This window comes from Legionella drozanskii LLAP-1 (genome assembly GCF_001467585.1).
GTDB classification, from domain to species: domain Bacteria; phylum Pseudomonadota; class Gammaproteobacteria; order Legionellales; family Legionellaceae; genus Tatlockia; species Tatlockia drozanskii.
The window spans coordinates 24,368-48,914 of record NZ_LNXY01000003.1 but is presented as its reverse complement, the minus strand read 5'-3'; the positions used below and the strand labels follow the sequence as shown (position 1 = coordinate 48,914).

The window sequence follows — 24,547 nt, the reverse complement described above, 5'->3', positions numbered from 1 at the left end:
ACGCAGTATATCACAGAGGTAGAAAACATGAGTCAGTTTCCACGCATAAAACGCTTGCCCCCTTATGTATTTAATACGCTTAACCAACTTAAGTCAGAGGCGCGAGCGCGTGGAGAAGATATCATTGATTTTGGAATGGGTAATCCTGATCAACCAACGCCAACACACATTGTGGACAAACTGGTTGAGACCGTGCAACGCCCTGATACCCATCGCTACTCCATGTCAAAAGGAATTCCGCGCTTACGTCGAGCAATGGCTGCCTGGTATGAACGAAATTACCACGTGAGTCTCGATAGTGAGAAGCAGGTGTTAACAACGATTGGCTCTAAAGAAGGATTAGCGCATCTTGCTTTGGCCATTAGTGGTCCAGGGGATACAGTGTTAGTTCCCGATCCTGCTTATCCTATTCATACCTATGGATTTATAATTGCCGGAGCTAATGTAAAACAAATTCCTTTGATTAATGAAAATCAATTTTTAGAAGCCGTGGAAGTGGCTATTGAACAAACTTGGCCTAGACCTAAGGCTTTAGTCATCAGTTTCCCTGCTAACCCGAGTACTCATTGCGTTGAGTATGAGTTTTTTGAGCGTGTTATTGCACTTGCTAAACGTCACGGAATTTGGGTGATTCACGATCTGGCTTATGCAGATATCGTTTTTGATGGCTACAAAGCACCCTCCATTTTGCAAGTGCCTGGTGCAATCGATATTGCAATAGAAACCTACTCTATGTCTAAATCCTACAATATGCCCGGTTGGCGTGTTGGTTTTGCTTGTGGTAATGAAGAGTTAGTTGGCGCATTGACTCGAATTAAATCGTATTTGGATTATGGAACTTTTACCCCAATTCAAGTTGCTGCGATTGCGGCTTTAGAAGGCTCAGACGATTGTGTGCATGAAATTAGGTCAATGTATGAACAACGTCGGAATGTTTTATGTGATGGCTTGCAGGATATCGGTTGGTCTGTAGAGCGGCCCAAAGCAACGATGTTTGTCTGGGCAGCTATCCCCGAGCATTACAGTCATATGGGTTCGCTTGAGTTTTCAAAATACCTACTTCAAGAGGCTTACATTGCAGTATCACCAGGAGTAGGATTCGGCCCTCAGGGAGATAATTTTGTGCGTTTTGGTTTAATTGAAAATCACCAACGAACACGACAAGCTTTACGTAATTTAAAAGCTTTATTCCGACGCGACGGTTATTTGCAGGCCGTTTAAGATGGATGTGGTCGTCAATGATTCAAAAGAAGAGCAACCAGTAGGCAGCGAACCTTTAATCGGTCACGAGAACTATTATCAAAATATTTTAGTCGGCTTAGGTTTTAAATCAGAAAGCCTACCTTTAGCCAAATTTTTATCGCTTTATCATTATTTGCCTGAAGGGCAATGGCTTGTTGCCTCACCGATTCACTGGGAGGCAACCCACAACGATGCCATGATTGTTGCAACAGGGTCTGGACTTGATTTAGATGACAGTGAATCACGCTTATGGTTTGCGGAAGTTGCGCGCTTTCTTCAAGACGATCATTTCGAGCCTTTTTTTCATGATGGACAAACTTGGCTGTTTAGAATAAATGGCAAGCCACAAATTACTAGCCGCCCCGTGCAGAGCATGTTGCATCAATCCATAATGCCGACTCTCAACTCACTTGACTCATCGCTCTATTGGCAGCGCCTCATTACCGAGTTGCAAATGTATCTGAGCGCGCACCCTTTGAATTTACAGCGTGAAAACAAGTTGCCAATCAATGGATTGTGGTTCTGGGGAGAGGGCGAGTTTAAAATCATTGAAAAAAGACCGGTCGCAACTGACGATGAGAAACTTCTCAACCTCGGTTTAACAGAAATTAGCGCGCTGACCTCTGAAACGATCATCGAAAAAAATCATTTATTAATTATTAATGATCAAAAAGAAATTGAGCTTTGTCATTTAAACGATAAAATCAGCAAAAACAAAGTTCATTGGTATTGGAATAATTTAGCTTACTCCACTCGAGCGACCCATTGGTGGTCTAGATTTATCTAGCTCGATAGACTAGGGAGATAATAAAAATATGCGCATTAAACAACGACAACTTCCACAGTCCTTGCCTTCATTTTCAAACTATCCGTCTGTTTTACAACGTATTTTTGCTTTACGAGGGGTCAGTGATGAATCCCAATTGAATAAAAGCCTTCAAGCGCTGCTCCCCTTTACTACGCTAATTGATATCGATAAAGCCTGTATTCGCCTCGAGCAAGCTTTACGAGAACAACAGCGCATTTTGATTGTGGGTGATTTTGATGCCGATGGCGCCACCTCAACAACGGTTGCTATTTCTGCTTTACGTTTGATGGGCGCTTTATATGTTGAATTTCTAGTTCCTAATCGGTTCGAGTTTGGCTATGGCTTAACACCAGGGATTGTCGATGTAGCTAAAAAATGGAAACCTGATTTGATTATCACAGTGGATAATGGCATTGCCAGTATTGATGGTGTAGAAGCTGCGCAGGAAGCAGGGATCGATGTCTTGATTACTGATCATCATTTACCCGCAGAGGTATTACCGAAGGCTTGTGCCATCGTCAATCCCAACCAAGCTGGCGATCCGTTTCAAAGTAAATCCATTGCCGGTGTGGGGGTCATTTTTTATGTCATGCTTGCTTTAAGACGTCATTTAATTAATGCCAATTGGTTTAGCTCCCAAGGATTAGCCGAACCGAATATGGCGCAATTGTTAGACCTTGTTGCTCTTGGAACAGTCGCTGATGTGGTGGCGCTTGACCAAAATAACCGTATTCTAGTCAATCAAGGACTGGCACGCATTCGCCAAGGCCAATGTCGACCGGGTATTAAGGCGTTGATAGAAATTGCAGGAAGAAATTGCGAACGATTGCGCGAAAGTGATTTGGGTTTTGCTATAGCTCCAAGGTTAAATGCAGCAGGGCGCTTGGATGATATGTCGCTAGGTATTGAGTGTTTGTTAAGTGATAATTATGAGAAAGCCGTCATGCTTGCAAAAAATTTAGACGAGCTCAATCAAGAGCGTCGAGTGATTGAAGCAGAAATGAAAGAACAAGCGATGTTGGCAGTCGATAAACTGGCTAAAAAAATGGAAAATGCACATCATCTCCCCGTCGCTTTATGCATGGCAGATTCAAGTTGGCACCAAGGTGTGATTGGAATATTAGCGGGACGCTTGAAAGAGCGCTACCATCGCCCGGTGATTGCCTTTGCCATGGTTAGTGACAATGAATTAAAAGGCTCAGCACGCTCGGTATCGGGCTTAAATATACGAGATGCACTCGCAGCAGTCGATCGTGATAATCCTGGTTTAATTACCAAATTTGGTGGTCATGCAATGGCTGCAGGTTTAAGCATGCATCCTCAAGCATTCACTGAGTTTCAACAGGCTTTTGTCGCTGAGGTCGCTAAACATCTTGATGTTTCTCAATGTGAAGGTGAGTTATGGACTGATGGCCCTTTGCAACTCGCAGAACTCAGTATAGAAACCGCCACTTTATTGCAGCAAGCTGGACCGTGGGGACAACAATTTCCTGAGCCTTGTTTTGATAATATCTTCGAAATCCTCGAGCAACGATTAGTAGGGAAGCATCATCTTAAATTAAGTTTGGTTCATTCTGAAGGCGGTAATGCAATCGATGCCATTGCATTTAATGTTGATCTCAATCAATGGCCTAATCACCGTGCACGTAAGGCACATATCGCTTATAAATTGGATATTAATGTTTATCAGGGGCGCTCAAGACTCCAATTATTAGTAGAAGCTATGCAGGTGGTTTAAGTTTCGAGTATAATTAACTGTTTTTATTTTCCGATAACAGCTGTGAAATCCTCTGAACCATTTTTGACTAGCAATTTAATCTCACCTCTTGCAATCGCACCAATGATTGATTGGACTTACACGCATTTCCGCGTGTTTATGCGTCTTATCGCCCCTAGCGCAGTTTTATATACTGAAATGCAAACTGTCGGGGCTATTGTTAATAATCCCAATCGCGCCTTGTCTTTTCACCCAATGGAACATCCTTTAGCCTTACAACTTGGCGGTGCTGATAAGGAAGGATTAATTCGTTGTGCAAAAACGGCCGAGGAACAAGGATTTACCGAAGTAAATTTAAATTTAGGTTGCCCAAGCGACCGGGTGCAAGCAGGCCGATTTGGGGCGTGTTTAATGGCTGAACCTGGAATGGTTGCTGATTGTTTAGCAGGTATAAAACAACATGTTTCAATTCCTGTAACCGCTAAAACCCGTATTGGTATTGATCATCAAGATAGCTACGAATTTTTTTCCTCGTTTGCGCATAAACTTGTCGATGCCGGCTGCGATAAATTGATTGTGCATGCACGCAAAGCTTGGCTTCATGGTTTAAATCCCAAACAAAACCGAACCATTCCGCCTGTGCATTACGATTATGTCTATCGAATTAAACAAGAAATTCCCAATATTCCAATAATAATCAATGGAAACATAAACACTATCGATGAAATAGTGACTCACATGCAATACGTGGATGGTGTGATGCTGGGCCGTTTGGCTTGCCAAAATCCCTATGCATTAATGTCAATTCATCATTATTTTTATCCCAATACGCCAGTTCAATCTCGTTCAGCTATTTTGCAGCAATATATGGCTTATGCTCAAACACAAGCTGAACAGGGCGTGGCTTTAAGTTTATTGTTAAAGCCTATTTTCAATTTTGCTTATGGCCTAGCTGGTGCAAGAAGTTGGCGAGAGTTGTTGGTTAAGATTCAACAACAGAAAAGAATCGATAAATTAGCGCAAGTAGTAACCATGCTTAGAGAGATGGAAGAAGATAAGCTAGTGAGCTTAGATCTGTAGTCATTCAGGCTCCGTTTGGGCTGAGGAGGCCGCGAGGCCGTCTCGAAGCCTTGCCAATCTTGATGTAACTTCGAGACGGCGTAAACGCCTCCTCAGTCCGAACGGTTTAGTCATGACTTGCAGCTTAGAGGAGTAGTTATGGGGAAAAAAATATTATTTGGGTTAGCATTTGCGTTTATGTCAACGGCGAACGCATTTTTTTGTTATCCGGGCTATCATTATAGTGATAATTACTCCTCTGAAATGGTCTGTGAGGTTTATCGATTTAAAGATTATTTATTAGGAAAGACTTATAACAATGGATGCTATAGAGGTTTATTTTTTTACTATTATTGCAAAAAAGATGATTGAAACTTCCCTCAGATAGGATGTTCTCCAGTTTGCATGGTATTTTTATCAAAATTCTAGTAAATTAAGCGCTTTTAAAGCTGAAATTCTCAAGAGGATTACCAAGGGCTATGCTGAATACGTTAATGAAAAAGATGTTTGGTAGTCGCAACGAACGCACCTTGCGACGCATGGAAAAAACAGTAATGGCCATTAATGCCTTCGAGCCTCAGATGCAGGCACTTACTGATGACGAGCTGGCTGCTAAAACTGCACAATTTAAGGCGCGATACGCTGAAGGCGAAACCTTAGATGAAATGCTTGCCGAGGCGTTCGCACTCGTGCGTGAAGTCTCTGTACGTACCTTAGGATTACGTCATTTTGATGTGCAGTTAATCGGGGGAATGGTGTTGCATGAAGGCAACATTGCAGAAATGCGTACCGGGGAAGGTAAAACCTTGATGGCAACCTTAGCTGCTTATCTTAACGCCATTAGTGGTCAGGGCGTGCACGTCGTGACTGTCAATGACTATCTCGCTAAGCGAGATAGTCATTGGATGAAACCAATTTATGATTTTCTCGGTTTGACTGTGGGCGTTATTTTCCCTGACATGCCTCATGGTGAAAAACAAATTGCTTATCGAGCCGATATTGTTTATGGAACAAACAATGAATTTGGTTTCGATTACTTACGCGATAACATGGCCTTCAGTTTAACTGACAAAGTTCAGCGCCAATTAAATTTTGCTATCGTTGACGAAGTCGACTCTATTTTAATTGATGAAGCACGTACTCCTCTCATTATTTCAGGCGCAGCAGAAGGTAGTTCTGAGCTCTATGTCAAAGTGAATCAATTGATCCCTCAATTAATTAAACAAGAAGAAGAGGGCGATCAGGGTGATTACACAATTGATGAAAAACAAAAACAAGCCCATCTAACTGAACTGGGTCATCAACATATTGAAGAGCTTCTCGTCTCAGCAGGTCTGCTTGATCCAGGTGAAAGTTTATATCATGCATCTAATATCATGCTCATGCATCATGTCAATGCAGCACTGAAAGCGCATGCAATGTTCCATCGCGATATTGATTACATTGTGAAAGATAATCAAGTCGTTATTGTGGATGAGCATACTGGCCGTACCATGTCGGGTCGACGTTGGTCTGAAGGCTTGCATCAAGCTATTGAAGCAAAAGAGCGTGTTGCCATTCAACAAGAAAACCAAACCTTAGCTTCAATTACCTTCCAAAATTACTTCCGGATTTATAATAAGTTATCGGGTATGACTGGAACAGCTGATACAGAAGCCTATGAGTTCCAACAAATCTACAATCTTGAAGTAGTGGTTATTCCTACTAACAAAACAATGCGTCGTCGCGATGAGGCTGATTTAGTTTACCTAAGTCATGAAGACAAATATCAAGCAATTATCACTGATGTTAAAGAGTGTATAGAGCGAAAACAACCTGTTTTGGTTGGTACAGCATCGATTGAAACTTCAGAATTAGTTAGTCATTTACTGAATAAAGTAGGAGTTAAGCATCAAGTACTCAACGCGAAGTTTCACGAAAAAGAAGCACAAATTATTGCTGAAGCAGGTAGACCAGGTGTTGTGACTATTGCTACTAATATGGCTGGACGCGGTACTGATATTGTTTTAGGTGGAAGTTTATCCGCTGAATTATCTTCTTTACCCGAAGAGGCCAGTGAAGCTGAGCGTGAAGTAATTAGGAAAGATTGGCGGACGCGTCACGAGGCAGTTATTGAGGCCGGTGGTTTACGCATTATTGGTTCCGAGCGTCACGAATCAAGACGTATCGATAACCAGCTTCGCGGTCGGGCAGGGCGTCAAGGTGACCCAGGATCCAGTCGTTTTTATCTCTCACTAGATGATAATTTAATGCGCATATTCGCCTCAGAGCGTGTTGCTTCCATGATGCGACGTTTAGGTATGAAGCCCGGTGAGCCCATCGAGCATAATTTAGTAACCAAAGCCATAGAAAACGCACAACGTAAGCTTGAAGGACATCATTTCGACATCAGAAAGCAACTTCTTGATTATGACAATGTTGCCAATGATCAAAGAAAAGTGATCTATACTCAACGCGCTGCAATCATGGCAATGACTAATCCACAAGAAGTGGTAGAAGCTATGCGTGAAGAAGTAATTAACGATTTAGTGAATAATTTTATACCGCCACAAAGTTTGGAAGATCAATGGGATTTAGATGGTTTATCGCAAGCTTTAACTGAAGATTTCCAAATTAAAGTTAATGTTGGACAATGGGTGGAAGAAGATCACAGTATTCAACCTGAGCAGATTAAAGAGCGGGTTTTTGAACTTTGCCTAAATCGTTATCGCGAAAAAGAAGAGAGAGCAGGACGAGAAGTCTTAAGTCAATTTGAAAAATCCGTTATTCTACAAACAATGGATAATCATTGGCGTGAGCATTTGGCTTCAATGGATTATTTGCGTCAAGGTATTCATTTACGCGGTTATGCACAAAAGGATCCAAAGCAAGAATATAAACGCGAAGCCTTTTCACTATTTAAAGACATGCTAGATACTCTGAAATATGACATTGTTCGCATAGTCACTGCGGTTGAAGTTCAAACTGAACAGGATGTTGATGCGGTTGAGCAACAACGCCGTGCTGAACAAGTGCAAAAAATGACATTTCATCATCAAGAAAGTTATGATGATGTGGATGAGAGCAATATTCCTGAAAATACTTTCAAACGCGCGGAAAGAAAGATTGGGCGTAATGATCCCTGTCCTTGTGGTTCAGGTAAGAAATATAAAAGTTGCCACGGAAGTTTAGCGTGAAAGTTGCTGTAGCCGTTATTTATGATGAACAAGGCCGTATATTAATTGCTCAAAGGCCCCTACATGCTGCTCATGGTGGCATGTGGGAGTTTCCTGGCGGAAAATTGGAACCTGATGAGTTAGCAGAAACGGCATTAATTAGAGAAATTAAAGAAGAAGTTGGAATTGATATTCTCGACTACTCTTTTTTAGGCGAGGTTGTACATCATTATGGTTCTAAGATGGTTAATTTATTGGTTTTTACAGTAAAAAAATACCTAGGAATACCCTTTAAATGTGAATCTCAGCTTGATCTACAATGGGTTGAGGTAAATAAACTTTTTGATTATAGTTTCCCTGAAGCGAATACCCAAATAATTGAGCTAATAGAGAAAGACACGCTCAGAAATTTATATTTAACTGAAATTTAATCAAAAAGAGGGTAGGAGCAAGCAAGAGGCCTGTACACCTATCCAGAGGAGATCGCAATGAGGTTGTTGTTTTCTCGATTAATAACTATCCTATTGATGTATTGTGTTGTCCTAGCGACACAAGCAGCAACCCCAAAATCTACCGACTATTGTCCTGACCTTAATCGATTGGAATTGATCATAACTGAACTCGATGTAATGATTACGCAAGAGGTGTGCACAAAGAATGTTAAACCTGAAAATATCCAATGGCTAGCCAAACAACTTTTTCCTAAATTGATGAATAAAGCATTTCTCGGTGTTGACCCACCTCCATTTTGGCAGAGCATAACCAATGAAGTTGTAACGAATTGTTATCCAACAGGAAACTTGTGCATGGATAAAGTACAGAGCGATTTTGAGAATTGTCTTATGGAAAAATTTCCTGCCGTAATTTGGCAATTTGGTTTATGGCTCGCAGAGAATTGTGATGCGCTGAATAAAAATATTGTTCTGAATTGGGATTCAAAAAAGCTTGTTGTTAGAGGATTAATATCAGCATTTATCGCCAAACTATAAAAAGTCCTATTCGATAGTAAAGGCATTCTATATCAAAATTATCCTTATCAAACTCTAAACGGCAGTCTTGTTGCAGAAATATATAGCTACTTGGCGCGCAGGTTAAATGAATTAGTCTATGCTTTAGAAATATATGGATGAAGTATATGTCTCGAAAAGGACTCTAATTTGCATCCATAAGGCTAATAGCTAAGCCCAAGTCTGAGCTATCAAGTTCTAACACTAATAGATAGGAGCTGAAATGAAAAAATTGGAACTGCCTAAACTTGCTACTCCTAACGATTTGGATGTAAAAGATCGTAGCGCCATTGCAAAAGTTATAAATCCACTTGTAGCAGATACCTTTGCTTTATATGTGAAAACAAAGAATTTTCATTGGCACATGTCTGGAAGTCATTACCGTGATTACCATCTTTTATTGGATGAGCAAAGCGACCAAATTTTTGAGATGGTTGATGTTTTAGCTGAACGTGTCCGTAAACTTGGCGAAAAAACCATCCATTCGATTGGACAGATTAAAGAGTTAACAACGATTAAGGATTCTAATGAAACTCTGACAGCAGAGGAAATGTTAAGCGAGCTCTTGGAAGACAATCGCCATTTCGCAACCCATATGCGTGCTGCGCATGAGCTTTGTAGTAAGAAAAATGATGTTGCTACAACCAGCTTATTAGAGAATTACATTGACGAAACAGAACGACGAATTTGGTTCTTGTTTGAAACTTTAGCCAAGTAATGTTGGATAACGGACCCCCGTGGCGTTGGTCATGGGGGGAATTCTGATTAAGTCATACAGAAGGGTAAATCTAAAGTTATAACTGGCAAAGCGCCAAATAAAGCTTAGCCTCAGTCTCCCGAACTTCTCGCATTGTACTCACTTCACATAATCGAAGACTTAGCCCATGATGTCCTAGCTGCATGCGTGGGACTATGCCAAACGACTTATCGATTTTTAATAAAATAAGATGGCAAGATGTTTTTGGTGGCAAAGGGCGTTGATAATAACCATTAAACATATCAATTTTATCGAATTGCGCAGTTTTTCTTATCAAGGACAGATAGAGAGTAACTGTAGCATGCAAGGCACGTAAATTATTTAACCAAATTGCAAGATCACGTTGCCTTATGACAGGATTGGATTCTAGCCATAATAATAGTGGTGGAGAATACATTTCATAATCATTTAACTGTGAAGATTGAGCAAGTTTTATAGATTGTAGAAAAGAATTGTTGTGTATGTTTTCACCAAAACGACCTACTGTATGCGATAAGATTTGAATCTGTGTATATAAGTCATTACCTAATTCAATTGGAATTTCCGTTCGCGACTTATTGAGTGAGTGCTGTACACGCATTAATTCTTTTAAGAAACGACTTTTTAACTCAGGTTTTTCAATCAATTTCACTATTTCTATAACATTTTTTAAGGCATAGTGATGAATAATCGGATGGGTTTCTTCACAAGCCTGATTGATAGTGCGAATTAAATATTCCAATCGCAGCGCAATTTTGGGTAAAAAATGGGTGGCTAGTTCAAAGGTAATTGTATCTTCTTGCATAATGAAGTTGCTTTCCTTAGCCAGTATATATGCTCATATATTTATGAAAAATTAAAGAGTCTTATCATGACTTTTGACTTGCGAATTGTAAATACTGCTGATGTAAAATTTCAATTTTTTTTGCTAAATCATTAAGAGATCCATCATTATTCACAATATCATCCGCAAATCCACGATGAGTTGTCTCATTGACTTGGGTTGCAAGTATTGCTTCTGCCTGTTCTTGATTACTATGGTCTCGAGCCATCACTCGGGAAACTTTTTGTTCGTGATTCGCAACAATAAGCAACACCCGATCAAGATAAGGGTAATCTGAGCGGCTATTTAAAAGAGGGATTTCGATGATGACATAAGGACCTGCGGAAGTTTTAATCTTCTCTTGAATCAGTTGTCTAATCAATGGATGAAGTAATTGTTCCAACCAAAGTCGTTGCTTTGGATCCTTGAAAATCATTTCTCGCAGTGCAAAGCGATTGAGTTCGCCATTTGAATGAATAACCGATTTGCCGAAGTGTTTTGCAATCGCGATTAAAGCAGGTTGATTAGCCAAGGTTAACTCACGCGCAACCTCATCAGCACTAATTACGGCGATACCACGTCTTTTAAGAAAATGGCTTACCGTTGATTTTCCGCTAGCAATATTTCCCGTTAACCCTACACAATACATAAGCTTACTCTTGCGAATTTAAATTTTTACAAGTCATCAGATTGATGTAACAAGTATCTGGAAAAGAACTGTGCTGCCGGCAATTGTCTTTCGCGGCTATTGCTGCGTCATCTCGATCGGGGTGAGAATTACTAGGCCATTCTTTTGCCATCTGATCAAGAGCGATGCATTGCCACATTGGACGGGTTGACACACCGTTGACAAATTCTTCACAGGCTGCTTTAGATACTTTGCAACTAGCTGGAATCTTACTTTGTTTTTTACATTCCTCATAGGCTTTATGAATTGCAGAAATTTCATAACTACTATAAATAACCCATTCCCTATTTTCTGCATCATGTGCGCTACAGGTCCAATAATTACCGTCTGAAAGATCAGCTGCCATCGCGAGAGAGGAAATAGAGCTAACTAGAGAAACGAATAAGAAAGATTTGTTCATTTCGAACCACCTTCAACTAATTGCACTAGACGTTCATAAGACAAGGCTTTTGCAAAATACCACCCTTGCATAAAATTAATATTATTTTTAAGTAAAAAATTAACTTGTTCTTCAGTTTCTACCCCTTCAGCAATAATATTGAGTTCCATACATCTTGCCATATGTATAATCGCTTGATTGAGTGTCTCAGTAACAGCACCTGTGCCGATTGCTTGTATGAAAATTTTATCGATTTTAAGGTAATTAAAGGGGAAATGTTGTAAGTACTTTATGCTCGCATGGCCTGTACCATAATCATCAATTGCTAAAGAATAACCTTTCGCTCTTAAGTCATGCATTTTAGATGCAATCTGTGGGTCGTTTTGATCTAAAAGTTCTCTTTCTGTTAATTCCAACATTAGTTGGTGGGGCAAAATTTTATAATTAGCACATAATTCATAAAATTGAAGGAAAAAATCTTTGTCTGAAAAATGATTGGCTGAGAGGTTAAATGATAAATAAAAACTAGGTTGATGTTTAAGGAAAAAATGCACTTGTTGGAAAGTTTTAGCGATTAATTGCAGAGTAATAGGAACAATCAATCCTGATTTTTCTGCATCACCAATGAATGAATCGGGCATAATAATTTCATTAGAATCGGTTTGCCAACGGAGCAACACCTCAGCGCCGCAAAAGCGATCTGTAAAATGATCTCTGATAGGTTGAAAAGCGGGCTGAAAATGATTTTGTTTAAGCGCGTTGGATAATGCATAATGTAATGAATAACGATTATTGAGCATGGATCGCGATTTAAAATAAATGAGCGCAGAGATAAGTGAAATAACGAGAAGTAATGGTATTTCTTGATAAAAAAAAGATGAATTTATTTTGATGGGATTCGCTGCAATAATTATTTTAATATTCGCCAAACTTTGGAGAGGCGTTTCAACTCTATTCTCATTTGTATTAATTGCTAAAGGGTCATTACCAACAACTAATAAATTTCTCTTTAGACTAGAGTCAAAAAGGGCGATTTGGTTATCATTTGTAGAAACAGATTTTAATAAATCCTCAAAAACACTTCTAACGATATAAACACCAAGATAATATTTGCCCAAATGCTGCTGCAATAAAAATGCGGGTACTCTGCCTGAGCCAATAGGGATGGGACCCATGAGTGAAGGTGTTCGTTCTGGAGGTGGTGGAAGCGATAGTTGCGGAGTAAGGGTTGTACAAACTATCTTGTTATTATTATCGCTGAGTACGGCTGCAGAAATAGCAGGATTATTGAAATTCAGATTATACAAATAAGGTAACAGATCCTTTTGACAGTTTTTTAGTTCGCTACCATACAAAGGGATTGAATAGATTGAGTGAAATACCGTATCAAGTAAGACATCAAATTTAAAACCAAGGTTATTGGCGGTTAGCTCAAGTTGTTGCTGTTTTTGAAGTCGATAATTATACCATTGGTGATGCAGTGCGATGATTAAAAATAAAAATGTTAAGAGAGGCCATAAAAAATTCAATGTCCGATGTGCTTTATCATGTTTCCTATAAATGTTGGTTTTCATTTAACCCTTATTATAGAGCCTTCTTATAGAGTTTAGAGTGATTTCTGCTAAATTCTCAATGGTTTTATTATCAATATTTAAGGGTGGAAACCAATATAAAGTATTTCCTAATGGTCTTAAAAGAGCGCCTAGCTCAAGGGCTTCTTGATAAAGTTGAAAACCGGTTCGTTTACTACCGCAATCGACTAAATCTGCTGCAATAATTGCTCCTACTGAGCGAACATTTGTTAATTTACCGGTTATTGAGGCTAGCTCATGAAATTGTTGCTGCATGATCTGACTCAGTTGTTGAGCACGTTCAATCAATTTTTCTGTTTCCATCACTTTGATTGTTGCAAGGGCTGCACTGATTGCAAGAGCATTGCCGCTGTAGGTATGAGAATGCATAAAAGTTTTGCCTTTATCATAATCATCGTAAAAAAGTTCATAAATTGGATGATCAACCAATATACAACTGAAGGGTATTGAACCAGAGGTTAAACCTTTTGATAAGCAAATTAAGTCAGGTTTTATTTCGGCATGATCACAGGCAAGCCATTTTCCGGTTCTACCTAACCCGGTCATGATTTCATCAGCAATGAAATAAATCTCATTTTCCTTTGCCCATTGTGCTAGTTTTCTTAAAAAGTCTGCACTATAACAGCGCATACCACTCGAACCTTGGACAATAGGCTCTACAATTATTGCACAGGCTTTATGCTTAATTTTATCTAATTGCTCAAGAATGAGTGGCCAATATTCCCCTGCCTCTTTCCATAAAGGATCATTTTCATTAGAAATATAGGGTAGTGGCGAGAGAAAATGGCATTGAACACCATAGCCTTCATAAGGTTTTTTAAAAATTCCTAAATCACTAACACTTAAGGTACCAAAAGTCTCTCCATGATAGCTGTTTTGCAGCGAAATAAATTCATTGCGCTGCGGCATTCCTTTGAGTTGGCTTGCATGAAGTGCAAGCTTCATCGCAATTTCAACAGCACTTGAGCCATCACTAGCAAAAAAAACATGCTGAAGCTTGCTGATTTGCGTCATTTTTTCGCCAAACTCCACCAACGCTGAGTGAGTAGTGTGTGCAGAAATGACGTGCTCAAAAGAGTCCAATTGTTCTTTAATTGCCGCAATAACGGCGGGGTGACCATGACCTAAAGATTTGCACCACCAACTAGAAACCGCATCAATCATTGGTCCTTTGTTAGTATAGAGATAACTTCCTTTTGCGTGAGTCACGATCAAAGGTGGGCTTTGTTGAAAATCTTTCATCTGTGAACAGGGGTGCCAAATGTGGTTCAGATCTCTTTCAATCAGCTGCATAGTGTTAACCTAGGTTTAAATTTTGGTTGACAAGTAATGGGGTGACTCTATCATGTTCGGCAGATTAAAAAAAAGGGGTGAACAGTGAGTAGAGTTAGTGAGCGTTGGGCCTTAGCCGAAGTAACAAGCATTTATGAGCAACCTTTTAATACGCTACTCTATGCAGCGCATAGCATTCATAAAGAAAACCATGATGCAAATGCCATACAGCTAGCAAAATTGCTAAGTATTAAAACGGGAGCTTGTCCTGAGGATTGTGGTTATTGTTCGCAAAGTGGACATTATAAAACCCATGTTGAAAAAGAAAAGTTAATGACTGTAGACCAGGTGCTCGCAAAGGCTGCCGAGGCGAAGGCGAACGGTGCAAAACGTTTTTGTATGGGAGCAGCCTGGCGTTGCCCTCCTAATAAAGCAATGCCCGAATTAAAAGCCATGGTTGAAGGGGTGAAAGCAATGGGCATGGAAGCTTGTATGACACTAGGAATGTTGGATAAAGAGCAAGCTGGTGAATTAAAAGAAGCAGGATTAGATTATTATAATCACAATATTGACACCTCGCCTTCCTATTACGACAAAGTGGTTACTACAAGACGGTTTAGCGAGCGCTTAGAAACCCTTGAAACTGTGCGTCAAGCTGGGATGAAAGTTTGCTGTGGTGGAATTTTGGGTTTAGGCGAGACACGTGAGGATAGAATCGAATTTTTATTCACTCTGGCAAACCTAGAATCGCCCCCAGAAAGTGTGCCAATTAATCGTTTAATTCCCGTTGAAGGAACACCGCTTGCTCATGCAAAACAAGTGGAAGGTGTTGAGTTAGTACGAACCATTGCTACAGCGCGCATACTAATGCCTAAAAGTGCAATTCGCCTCACTGCCGGTCGAACTGAAATGAGCGATGAGTTACAAGCGCTTTGCTATTTCGCGGGTGCGAATTCTGTTTTTATCGGCGGTAAACTGTTAACCGAAGCAAATCCTGAACGCGATGAGGACCGAATTCTTTTTAAAAAATTGGGAATAAAGGCCTTTGCTGAAGCATGATAAATGATGCCCTGGTTGACCATTTAGCCCAACTTAAGCAAGATGGCTTGCATCGACGACGGTTACTCAATCGTTTTGATGATAGGTCGTTAATTAACTTTAGTTCAAATGATTATTTGTCATTAGCTGAAGAGTTGAGCATTCGCGAAGCTTTCCAAAGAGGCTTCGCGAATTATCCTTCCGGTAGTGGCGGCTCAATGGTGATTTGTGGCTATCATGCGAGCCATCGTGAATTAGAACAGGCTTTTGCTCAAGCTTTAGGGGTGGATGATGCACTGCTGTTTAGTTCAGGCTATGCTGCCAATTTGGGCATCATTTCTCTCTTTGCCCATTTTAATAGCCACTTTCTAATCGACAAAGGAACTCACGCTTCTTTCTACGATGGCTTGCGGCTGGCAAATGGAGACTATACTCGTTATCTGCATAATGATCTCAACCATTTAGCAAAAAAACTACAAACCTGTCCTGTGAATCCAGTCATTATTACAGAAGCAGTCTTCAGTATGAGTGGACAAACAACAGATCTTCTTGAGCTATCAAGATTAGGTGCCACCTATGGCGCTGATTGTGTGGTTGATGAGGCGCATGCCTTTGGTGTGTTTGGGGAAGAAGGATTAGGTGGAGTGAAACTCTGCGGTCTTAGTCAACATGAAATTCCATTACGAATAATTCCTCTTGGCAAGGCCTTTGCCTTTCAAGGCGCGATAGTTGCGGGACGCGGCGAATGGATTGATGCGTTATTGCAGCTCGCTCGTTCGCATATTTATTCGACTGCTGTGAGTCCGGCCTTGGCGTATGGAATTCTGGAAACCTTAGCATTTATTCGTAATGCAAAGAGTAGACGGCAAAAACTCTATGAATTAATCGCTTATTTTCGGAAATTGAGTGAAAACTCTTCTTTAAAATGGCGCGATTCATCAACGCCTATTCAACAATTACAGCTCGGTTGTCCTCACCAAGCATTAACTTACGCGGATAATTTACGCCAACGAGGAATTTTTTGCCAAGCCATGCGTGAGCCTACTGTGAGTAAAAAAGACACAGGATTGAGGGTTATTTTAAACTATCATCATGAGGCAGAGGATATTGAGTTTTTGTTTGAGATCCTTCATCAAATTGCTTAAATTCATTGACGCATAGCGAAGTTATAAAGGTTTAACTTTATGAATTTACACATCACAGTGATTGGAAAAGGCTTCCCCTTGGTTTTTTTTCATGGTTGGGGCTTTGATCATAAAATATGGCTACAGCTGGCCAGTCATATAAGCAGCGAATATCAGCTTTATTTAGTTGATTTACCTGGTTTTGGTTTAAGTTCGCCTATGAGTTGGGATAGGTTTAAGCAACAGTTAGATCAACTATTGCCAGAGCATTTTGCACTTGCTGGCTGGTCCATGGGTGGGCTTTTTGCTACGCGTTTTGCTATTGAAGAACCAACGCGCGTAACAAAACTAATTAATATTTCATCTTCTCCTCGTTTCATTAAAGAAAAAGGTTGGCCTGGTGTTGAAAAGCATGTTTTCAACCAATTTTTTGTTAATTTAGCGACAGATCCCCAACTAACAATCTCTGAATTTATTGGCTTGCAATTAAAAAATCATCGTTATCAATATCAAAATGAATTAATGCCTGATCCAGTAAGCTTAAAAGAAGGATTACAAATATTAGCTGACTGGGATTTACGAGAACCGCTCCATTCGTTTACAAGGCCAAGTTATTTTTTATTTGGCCGTCTGGATGCAATAACCCCAAGAACAACCATGGCAGCCATGCAAAAAATGTATCCACAATTTGAGTATCTAATGTTTGCCAAAGCAGCGCACATGCCATTTTTGTCTGATCAAAATGAGTTTATAACTGTGTTAAAGGACATTTTGCGATGAAAATTTATTTTATTACAGGTACAGATACAGATAGTGGCAAAACCTATATCACTTGCCAATTGTTGGATTATTTCAAACAGCGAAAAAAAAAGGCCTTGGCTTTGAAACCAGTAGCCAGTGGTTGTTATGAAAAAAATGGACTGTTGCAAAGTGAAGATGTCATCAATCTACAAAAACATAATGTGAACCCCAGGTTTAAAATTAACGCTTGGCAATTTGCTCCTCCTATTTCTCCTCATATTGCAGCAAAGCAAGTAAATTCTCGCCTAACACTTCAAGAAATCGCCGATTTTTGTTTTGATAAACAATTTATTCAGATGGATTATTTGCTGATTGAAGGAGCAGGGGGCTTAATGGCTCCTTTAAATGAGGAGGAAACCTGGCTTGATTTTTTAAAACTTACACAAATTCCTGTTATTCTGGTTGTCGGAATGCGTCTTGGTTGTTTAAACCATGCTTTACTTACGGATGCAGTATTAAAGTACAATCATATAAGTTGTGAAGGTTGGATAGCAAACTGCCTGGACAATGAGATGTTGGTGAGAGATGAAAATATAACCACTTTAGCGCAAAAAATGCATATGCCGCAATTAGCGACGGTCTACTTTCAAGGAAATTTAGCTGATGAGAGAGTTTTTCAGAAATTAACATAGGGTTTAATCAAAAACTGCCGCAAATTTAAGCAATTATCATTGTCGATAACTTGCTAATTAAGCTATAATACTTAATTCTTTTAAATATTTATTATAAAACGACGGAGATTCGTTGATGCCAATTTATGAGTATGAATGCACAAGTTGCCATCATCATTTCGATTTAATGCAAAAGATTGGCGATGAGCCTGCAAAACAATGCCCTCAATGCTTTCAAAATTCGGCAGTACGACAAATTTCTGCTGCAGGATTTCAATTAAAAGGAAGTGGTTGGTATGCCACAGATTTTAAAAATAAAGGAAAGCCAGAGCAGAAAAAAGAAGCGACATCTGATAGTACTGAGAAATCAACGGGTTCAGAGAAAAAATCTGAGGACAAGAAAGCTACGGGTAGCACGTCAACTAAAAAGGGTGATTCTGAGTGAAAGCGTTTCGTAGTTATCTTCTCACAGGCTTAGTAGTATGGTTGCCTATTTTGGTAACTTTTGTTGTGTTGCGCTTTATTATTGAACTACTGGATAACACAATTGCTCTGCTACCCAACTCCTACCAACCAGAAAGACTTTTTGGAATGCATATACCGGGATTAGGAGTAATTATTTCATTACTTTTACTTCTTGGAACAGGCCTTTTAGCGACCAACTTCATCGGACAACGCCTAATGGGCTGGGGTGAGGCAGTATTAGCTCGTATTCCCTTGGTTCGTTCCATTTACAATGCCGCAAAGCAAGTTATCCAGGCAGTATTTGCTACAAATAGCCAAGCTTTTCGTAAAGTACTGCTAGTTGAATACCCAAGAAAGGGATTATGGACAATCGCTTTCCTTACTGGCGCACCGTATCCTGAAGTAAATAGTCTGGTTGGTACAGAAATGCTTTCCATCTTTGTACCAACAACACCAAACCCTACCTCTGGTTTTTTCATGATGATTCCCAAGGAGGATGCCATCGAATTGTCAATGACAATCGAAGAGGCATTAAAGCTCATTATTTCTTTAGGCGTTATGCAGTCTGCACCCTCTCTGCAAATTGAGAAATAAAAACTAATATCAAGACAGGTGGCTTATGAGATCACATTATTGTGCAAATGTTAATGAAACAATCACAGGGCAGTCAGTAAGTGTCTGCGGTTGGATACATAACCGTCGTGATCACGGTGGAGTAATTTTTTTAGATGTACGAGACCGCTCTGGCTTAGTCCAAGTTGTTTATGAACCAGAACTCGCCTCTGTCTTTGCTATTGCTGAAAAACTGCGGCATGAATATGTTGTTTGTATTCATGGCATTGTTCGTCCTCGACCAGAAGGGATGATTAATGACAAAATGGCAACAGGCCGTATTGAGATTTTAGGCACCCAACTTGAAATATTAAATCAGGCACAAACGCCACCTTTCTTGCCTGATGAGCATCAATTAGTCAATGAAGATTTACGTTATCGTTATCGCTACATCGATTTAAGACGTAGTGATATGCAAAATAATCTCATGTTGCGCCATAATTTAAATCGCTGCATTCGTGATTATTTGAATGCACAACATTTTATTGACATCGAAACACCGATGCTGACTAAGGCAACACCCGAAGGCGCAAGGGACTATCTAGTTCCTTCCCGAGTGCATCCAGGACAGTTTTATGCTTTACCTCAGTCACCGCAATTGTTTAAACAGTTATTAATGATGTCTGGTTTTGATAAATATTATCAAATTGTGCGTTGTTTCCGCGATGAAGACCTACGCGCAGATAGACAACCTGAATTTACTCAGCTTGATATTGAAATGGCTTTCATTGATGAAAGCACTATTCAACAACTCATCGAAGGCATGCTCCAAAAAGTTTTCCAGGAAATTTTAGGCGTTGAAATCCCTAAAATTTTGCCTAGAATGACTTACAATGAAGCAATGCGTCGCTTCGGTAGTGATAAACCAGACCTACGTATCCCTCTAGAATTGATTGATATTGCGGATCTGGTGAAAAACTGTGAGTTTAATGTTTTTGCCTCTGCCGCTGAAAGCAAAGAGGGAAGAGTCGTTGCATTAAAATTACCAAATGGTTGCAGTTTAAGTCGTAAAGAATTAGATGATTATGGACAATTTGTAGGCATTTATGGTGCAAAAGGTTTGGCTTACATCAAAGTCAATGATCGCTCTCTAGGGATGGAAGGTCTGCAATCACCGATTATCAAGTTTCTTTCTGAAGACTGTGTAAATGCCATTCTCGATCGTGCTGAAGCTAAGACTGGTGATGTGGTTTTCTTTGGTGCTGGTCATGAACAAATGGTAAACGAATCCATGGGCGCCTTGCGTATTAAATTGGGCCACGATCGTAATCTTGTTGAGCCAGGTTGGCGTTTATTATGGGTTATCGATTGGCCTATGTTTGAAAATGATCCAAAAACAAACCAATTGTTCGCTATGCATCATCCGTTTACTTCGCCGCGAGAGTTATCGATTGCGGCGCTCAAGCAAAATCCAACGAAAACTTTGGCTAAAGCTTATGATATCGTAATTAATGGCTATGAAATTGGCGGTGGCTCAATTCGTATTCATCAGACCCAACTGCAGCAAGCAGTCTTTGATCTGCTAGGAATCGAGAAAGAAGAAGCTCAGCAGAAATTTGGTTTCTTACTTGATGCTTTGCAATATGGTTGTCCTCCGCATGGCGGAATCGCTTTAGGTATTGACCGCTTAGCTATGTTGTTAACCAATTCAAGTTCAATTCGCGATGTAATTGCTTTTCCTAAGACACAATCAGCGTCTTGTCTGCTGACGGATGCGCCGTCGGAGGTTGGTAATACACAACTTAATGAGTTAGGAATTCGTCTTGCACCTACTTCACAAACGAAATAAATTAAATTCAACCGATGCCAGTACATTTTTCTGGCATCGGTTATTTTTCTATCTAGTCTGTATAGCGTTTGCTCTACTGGCTTCGGCGCCTCTTTGTGCTAAATCGGATGGCGGCGTTAATAAACTTATTGAATACCTTGTTCAAGAAAAAAATAGCTTAACCCAATCTCTTAATGAGACAAAATTATTTGCTTCTCCTGCCAATCAAGAGGAATACAATAAGCGATTACAAGAGAATAGGGCGATGCTGGTGCTTAATCGTGCCAAAATTGCAAGTCTTGAGAGTTTTCTAGTTAATCAAAAAAAATTACAGCAAGACTTCACTTTGAGATTAAAACGGTTACAGCAAACCCCGTTATTCGATAGCGAGCAAATCAGTTCGCAAGAACGAATATCAACTATCTCTACCCTCATTGATATCAACAAAAAAGGAATTGATTTAATTGCTGAAGACCTAGTTTTGGCAAATCATTACCAAGACGCCTTGAGCTTCCAAACCGAGCAACTGGATTTATGGAAATCGAAAGCTCAGATGCATCAGCAATTAGAAAAGCTGCGATCGCAAGAGGATCGATTGCGAGAATCTTTGGAAAAGCTTTTTGAAAATAGTATCAAGCTGCAACAACAAGCAAAATCCAATCTCGATTCTATGCTTAACTATACCCTTGAGGCAAAACTAATATTAAATAATCAGGTCATCAATTTAACTCAATATAAAATTGCTGAATTGAATTTACAAAAGCAACTCGTCAAAGCGGATTATAAATTACAAAAAAGTCCCGATATTAGAACATTACAAGCTGTCACAGAAACCTATAAAAATTCGATCACTCAATTATCTGACATGGAAGAATCATTAAAGAAAATGGCGAGTATGCTCAATAACGAGTTATTACAGGTCACTGATTCTAATTTAAAAAAGCAATTTACCGCTTTGGTACGGATTATTAATTCAAAAATTGAAGGGATTGTTATTCAGCAGCAAACCCTACAAGAAGACCTCGAAAATCACGAACAAGAATTGAAAAAACAATTATCCGTGAGACAAAGTTTATCCGAGTACCGAATCGATAGTTGGCCCTCTATTATTCAGCAAATTTCGAAAATTCCAAGTCAGCTTTATAATTACAGCAAATCACTTGTGATGAAGGTTAAGGAAAATTATTTATGGCAAGACGTGCTTCCCGCAACTTTAATTTGGTTAACGGTGGGATTGGTTATCGGTGTTTGTTTTGCTTTAAACAAGTTATTGAAAAATTTGACCCGAGATAAAGAACGTTCGCGTTTATCCGGTCATTTATACACTGGAACTTTAACCCTTCTAAGTCGCAATTTACCTCACTTAGCGATTACTACCTCGATTTTACTGCTGCTCTATCTCAATCATGTTGTATTTGCTAACTATCAATTGCTATTAAATCTGCTTGGAGTATGGCTTACCTTTCGTACACTCATTTTAATAGCTAGTTTGGCGTTATTGGAGCGAGTAAGTGATTCTTCCGGAAAAGATGTCAGTTTATTTTATCGCCTTAAGTGGTTGTTACTGACTGGAGGGTGGGCCACTGCATTAATGGTGATTTCTAACGAACTCCCCTTATCGCCTATTTTACAAGATATTTTCAGTCGTCTATTTATGTTGTTTTTGGTAGCTGTATCAGTGGTTGGATGGCGCTCGCGAGAAGTTATCACTCATATACTGCATCCACTATTAAAATCGAAAAAGCGCTATTTTCGTAATGCAGCGGTACTTTTAGTCGTATTAATCCCCATCACACTGTTTACCACCGCAATAATAGGACTCGTTGGCTATATCAACTTAGCTTGGACAATGAGCCGCTATCAAATGCAAATTCTTTTAATCATTACCGGCTATGTTTTAAGTCGCGGCTTGCTTTTTGATGCACTTGAGCTGATGTCGGAATGGATGATTTCTTCGCTGCATAACGGATGGTTGTGGATAGAGGTTGTCTTAAAGCCTTTAGACAAAATATGCCGCGTATTGCTTTTTATTACCAGTCTTTATATTTTATTTCAGCTGTTTGGATGGTATTCGGACTCCGCTGTGTTTATGACACTACGAGAATATAGCGAATATCCTCTCGTTAACTTATCCGGTATTCATATCACAGCGCTTAGCATACTTGAGTTTCTTATCTTACTTTCCATTTTTGTCTGGACTGCCAAGTGGACGCGCGAATTTTGTTATCGCTGGCTTTATCGTGATGCAAGAGATGCGGGAATTCGTAATAGCTTATCTGTTTTCACTCAATATGCCGTTATTTTAATCGGTGGATTAATCACTTTACGTGTTTTAGGTCTCGATTTTAGTGGCATGTCGATGGTTATTGGTGGTCTTGCGGTAGGAATGGGATTTGGTTTGCGCGACTTTGCTTCCAATATTGTCGGTGGACTTATGTTATTGATCGAACGACCTGTGCGAGAAGGCGATTTGATTACTATAGGTGGTTATGAAGGACGAGTGGCTCATATTGGTATTCGTTCGATGCGAGTATCATCATGGGACAATATGGAGGTGCTGATTCCTAACGCAGAGACCTTCAATAAACCGTTTACCAATTGGACGCATCAAGATAGCATCGTTCGTACAGTAGTTCCTATTAAAGTAAGCCGGGCAGATGATCCTGCATTGGTCCAGCAATTAATTTTTGATGTGCTAGCCACTGTTCCTGAAATTGTCGCTGATCCCCCGGCCCAGGTGTTTTTAAAGCAAATTGACGATGCGCTCATTGAATTTGAAATACGTTATTTCATCAACGTGCAAATTCATACACGCTTTGAGATACGCTCTAAAATCTTATTTGAAATTATGGCGAAATTTAAAGCTGCTGGCATCAAAGCACCCATACCACCCATCAGTATAGAGTTAAAAGAGGGCGCACATGCTCCTACCACTAACAAAAAGAAAGTTGAACAATGAAAATGAACTTTTGGAACGCTGCCGTCTCATTGAAGGATTAAGCTTTGCTCAATTAGCGAATGCCTTACAAATTAAAATTCCAGCTGAGCAGCAAAGACGCAAAGGTTGGACAGGTCTGGCTATTGAATTAGCTCTGGGGACAACAGCGGGCACAAAATCGGCTCCCGATTTTTCTGCTTTGGGAATAGAACTTAAGTCTGTACCCCTTAATGATAAAGGAAAACCGGCTGAATCGACCTTTGTGACTAGCATTCCTTTGTTAACAATACACCAGCAAAACTGGCAATCCTCCCAGTGCTTCGCTAAATTAAAACGAGTTTTATGGTTACCAATCGAAGGAGATAACAAAATCACCTTTGAGCATCGCCGTATTGGCCAGGGATTTTTGTGGTCTCCTAATCAAGCTGAGGAAGCTATTCTCGCTGACGATTGGAGTGAATTAACGACCATGATTAGTACCGGTCATTTAGAAGAAATTCATGCGGGGATAGGTCAATATTTACAAGTTAGACCGAAAGCTGCTAATGCTAAATCATTGTGCTACGGATTTGATAGCGAAGGCACAAAAGTTTTAACACTACCACGAGGTTTTTATCTGCGCAGCTGCTTTACTGAACAAATTATTGCTGCCAATTTATATCGAGGAATCCAACAGGAGGAAAGTTGATGAAGGTAAGCGTTGCAACAGTCG

The 24,547-nt window shown here is 39.8% G+C and carries 22 protein-coding genes; 17 read left to right on the top strand and 5 right to left on the bottom strand.

The genetic code is table 11. From position 1 onward, the window contains the following. The first annotated feature begins 27 nt into the window (after positions 1–27). The 8 genes from alaC to Ldro_RS01315 all read left to right on the top strand — a co-directional run bounded on the left by alaC (position 28) and on the right by Ldro_RS01315 (position 9,706). Positions 28–1,221, top strand: a complete 1,194-nt coding sequence (alaC, locus tag Ldro_RS01355) for an alanine transaminase (protein ID WP_058494630.1) — start codon at positions 28–30, stop codon at positions 1,219–1,221. Between the two features lies 1 nt (position 1,222). Beyond that, the gene (locus tag Ldro_RS01350) at positions 1,223–2,029 is read left to right on the top strand and encodes a hypothetical protein (RefSeq protein ID WP_058494629.1); all 807 of its coding nucleotides are present in this window, start codon (positions 1,223–1,225) and stop codon (positions 2,027–2,029) included. 28 nt (positions 2,030–2,057) lie between these two features. Further along, positions 2,058–3,788 carry a single-stranded-DNA-specific exonuclease RecJ gene (gene recJ / locus Ldro_RS01345; RefSeq protein ID WP_058494628.1) on the top strand — a complete coding sequence of 577 codons (1,731 nt, stop codon included), beginning with the start codon at positions 2,058–2,060 and terminating at the stop codon, positions 3,786–3,788. Between the two features lie 63 nt (positions 3,789–3,851). After that, positions 3,852–4,847: a tRNA dihydrouridine(20/20a) synthase DusA gene (gene dusA / locus Ldro_RS01340; protein WP_083497881.1), complete on the top strand. Its 996-nt coding sequence runs from the start codon at positions 3,852–3,854 to the stop codon at positions 4,845–4,847. 458 nt (positions 4,848–5,305) lie between these two features. Beyond that, positions 5,306–8,002 (top strand): preprotein translocase subunit SecA, encoded by a 2,697-nt coding sequence (gene secA, locus Ldro_RS01330; RefSeq protein WP_058494626.1) that lies wholly within the window; start codon positions 5,306–5,308, stop codon positions 8,000–8,002. Beyond that, entirely contained in the window at positions 7,999–8,412 is a 414-nt protein-coding gene (gene mutT, locus Ldro_RS01325) for an 8-oxo-dGTP diphosphatase MutT (RefSeq protein ID WP_058494625.1), read from the top strand. Before secA ends, mutT begins: the two co-directional genes overlap by 4 nt. A gap of 57 nt (positions 8,413–8,469) precedes the next feature. Further along, complete coding sequence (locus tag Ldro_RS01320) at positions 8,470–8,970, top strand: hypothetical protein (protein ID WP_058494624.1); 501 nt, start codon at positions 8,470–8,472, stop codon at positions 8,968–8,970. A 241-nt stretch (positions 8,971–9,211) separates the two neighbouring features. Next, positions 9,212–9,706, top strand: coding sequence for a Dps family protein (locus tag Ldro_RS01315; RefSeq protein ID WP_058494623.1), 495 nt, complete (start codon positions 9,212–9,214; stop codon positions 9,704–9,706). Between the two features lie 76 nt (positions 9,707–9,782). Here the strand turns inward: Ldro_RS01315 and zapD are convergent, their stop codons facing one another. The 5 genes from zapD to bioA all read right to left on the bottom strand — a co-directional run bounded on the left by zapD (position 9,783) and on the right by bioA (position 14,499). Then, positions 9,783–10,529: a cell division protein ZapD gene (gene zapD / locus Ldro_RS01310; protein ID WP_058494622.1), complete on the bottom strand. Its 747-nt coding sequence runs from the start codon at positions 10,527–10,529 to the stop codon at positions 9,783–9,785. Positions 10,530–10,593: 64 nt separating this feature from the next. Next, positions 10,594–11,196 carry a dephospho-CoA kinase gene (gene coaE, locus Ldro_RS01305; RefSeq protein ID WP_058494621.1) on the bottom strand — a complete coding sequence of 201 codons (603 nt, stop codon included), beginning with the start codon at positions 11,194–11,196 and terminating at the stop codon, positions 10,594–10,596. A 4-nt stretch (positions 11,197–11,200) separates the two neighbouring features. Continuing rightward, positions 11,201–11,635, bottom strand: a complete 435-nt coding sequence (locus Ldro_RS01300) for a hypothetical protein (protein WP_058494620.1) — start codon at positions 11,633–11,635, stop codon at positions 11,201–11,203. Further along, positions 11,632–13,188 carry an EAL domain-containing protein gene (locus Ldro_RS01295; protein ID WP_058494619.1) on the bottom strand — a complete coding sequence of 519 codons (1,557 nt, stop codon included), beginning with the start codon at positions 13,186–13,188 and terminating at the stop codon, positions 11,632–11,634. The genes Ldro_RS01300 and Ldro_RS01295 overlap by 4 nt, the downstream gene beginning before the upstream one ends. Further along, a complete protein-coding gene (bioA, locus tag Ldro_RS01290; protein WP_058494618.1) occupies positions 13,189–14,499 on the bottom strand; it encodes an adenosylmethionine--8-amino-7-oxononanoate transaminase in 1,311 nt (436 codons plus the stop codon). It lies immediately after the preceding gene. A gap of 84 nt (positions 14,500–14,583) precedes the next feature. Between bioA and bioB the strand changes: the two genes are divergently transcribed. The 9 genes from bioB (at position 14,584) to mutH (ending at position 24,523) form a co-directional block, all read left to right on the top strand. Next, positions 14,584–15,537: a biotin synthase BioB gene (bioB, locus tag Ldro_RS01285; RefSeq protein ID WP_058494617.1), complete on the top strand. Its 954-nt coding sequence runs from the start codon at positions 14,584–14,586 to the stop codon at positions 15,535–15,537. Beyond that, a complete protein-coding gene (locus Ldro_RS01280; protein WP_058494616.1) occupies positions 15,534–16,661 on the top strand; it encodes an aminotransferase class I/II-fold pyridoxal phosphate-dependent enzyme in 1,128 nt (375 codons plus the stop codon). The genes bioB and Ldro_RS01280 overlap by 4 nt, the downstream gene beginning before the upstream one ends. 39 nt (positions 16,662–16,700) lie before the next feature. Continuing rightward, a complete protein-coding gene (locus Ldro_RS01275; RefSeq protein ID WP_058494615.1) occupies positions 16,701–17,420 on the top strand; it encodes an alpha/beta fold hydrolase in 720 nt (239 codons plus the stop codon). Continuing rightward, the gene (gene bioD, locus Ldro_RS01270; protein WP_058494614.1) at positions 17,417–18,073 is read left to right on the top strand and encodes a dethiobiotin synthase; all 657 of its coding nucleotides are present in this window, start codon (positions 17,417–17,419) and stop codon (positions 18,071–18,073) included. Before Ldro_RS01275 ends, bioD begins: the two co-directional genes overlap by 4 nt. A 115-nt stretch (positions 18,074–18,188) precedes the next feature. Next, on the top strand, positions 18,189–18,497 hold the full coding sequence (locus tag Ldro_RS01265; RefSeq protein WP_058494613.1) for an FmdB family zinc ribbon protein: 309 nt from the start codon (positions 18,189–18,191) through the stop codon (positions 18,495–18,497). Next, positions 18,494–19,111 (top strand): DUF502 domain-containing protein, encoded by a 618-nt coding sequence (locus tag Ldro_RS01260; RefSeq protein WP_058494612.1) that lies wholly within the window; start codon positions 18,494–18,496, stop codon positions 19,109–19,111. The genes Ldro_RS01265 and Ldro_RS01260 overlap by 4 nt, the downstream gene beginning before the upstream one ends. A 25-nt stretch (positions 19,112–19,136) precedes the next feature. Continuing rightward, positions 19,137–20,918: an aspartate--tRNA ligase gene (gene aspS / locus Ldro_RS01255; RefSeq protein WP_058494611.1), complete on the top strand. Its 1,782-nt coding sequence runs from the start codon at positions 19,137–19,139 to the stop codon at positions 20,916–20,918. Continuing rightward, a complete protein-coding gene (locus Ldro_RS01250) occupies positions 20,893–23,856 on the top strand; it encodes a mechanosensitive ion channel domain-containing protein (protein WP_058494610.1) in 2,964 nt (987 codons plus the stop codon). Before aspS ends, Ldro_RS01250 begins: the two co-directional genes overlap by 26 nt. Beyond that, complete coding sequence (gene mutH, locus Ldro_RS01245) at positions 23,819–24,523, top strand: DNA mismatch repair endonuclease MutH (protein ID WP_058494609.1); 705 nt, start codon at positions 23,819–23,821, stop codon at positions 24,521–24,523. The genes Ldro_RS01250 and mutH overlap by 38 nt, the downstream gene beginning before the upstream one ends. Positions 24,524–24,547 lie beyond the last annotated feature (24 nt).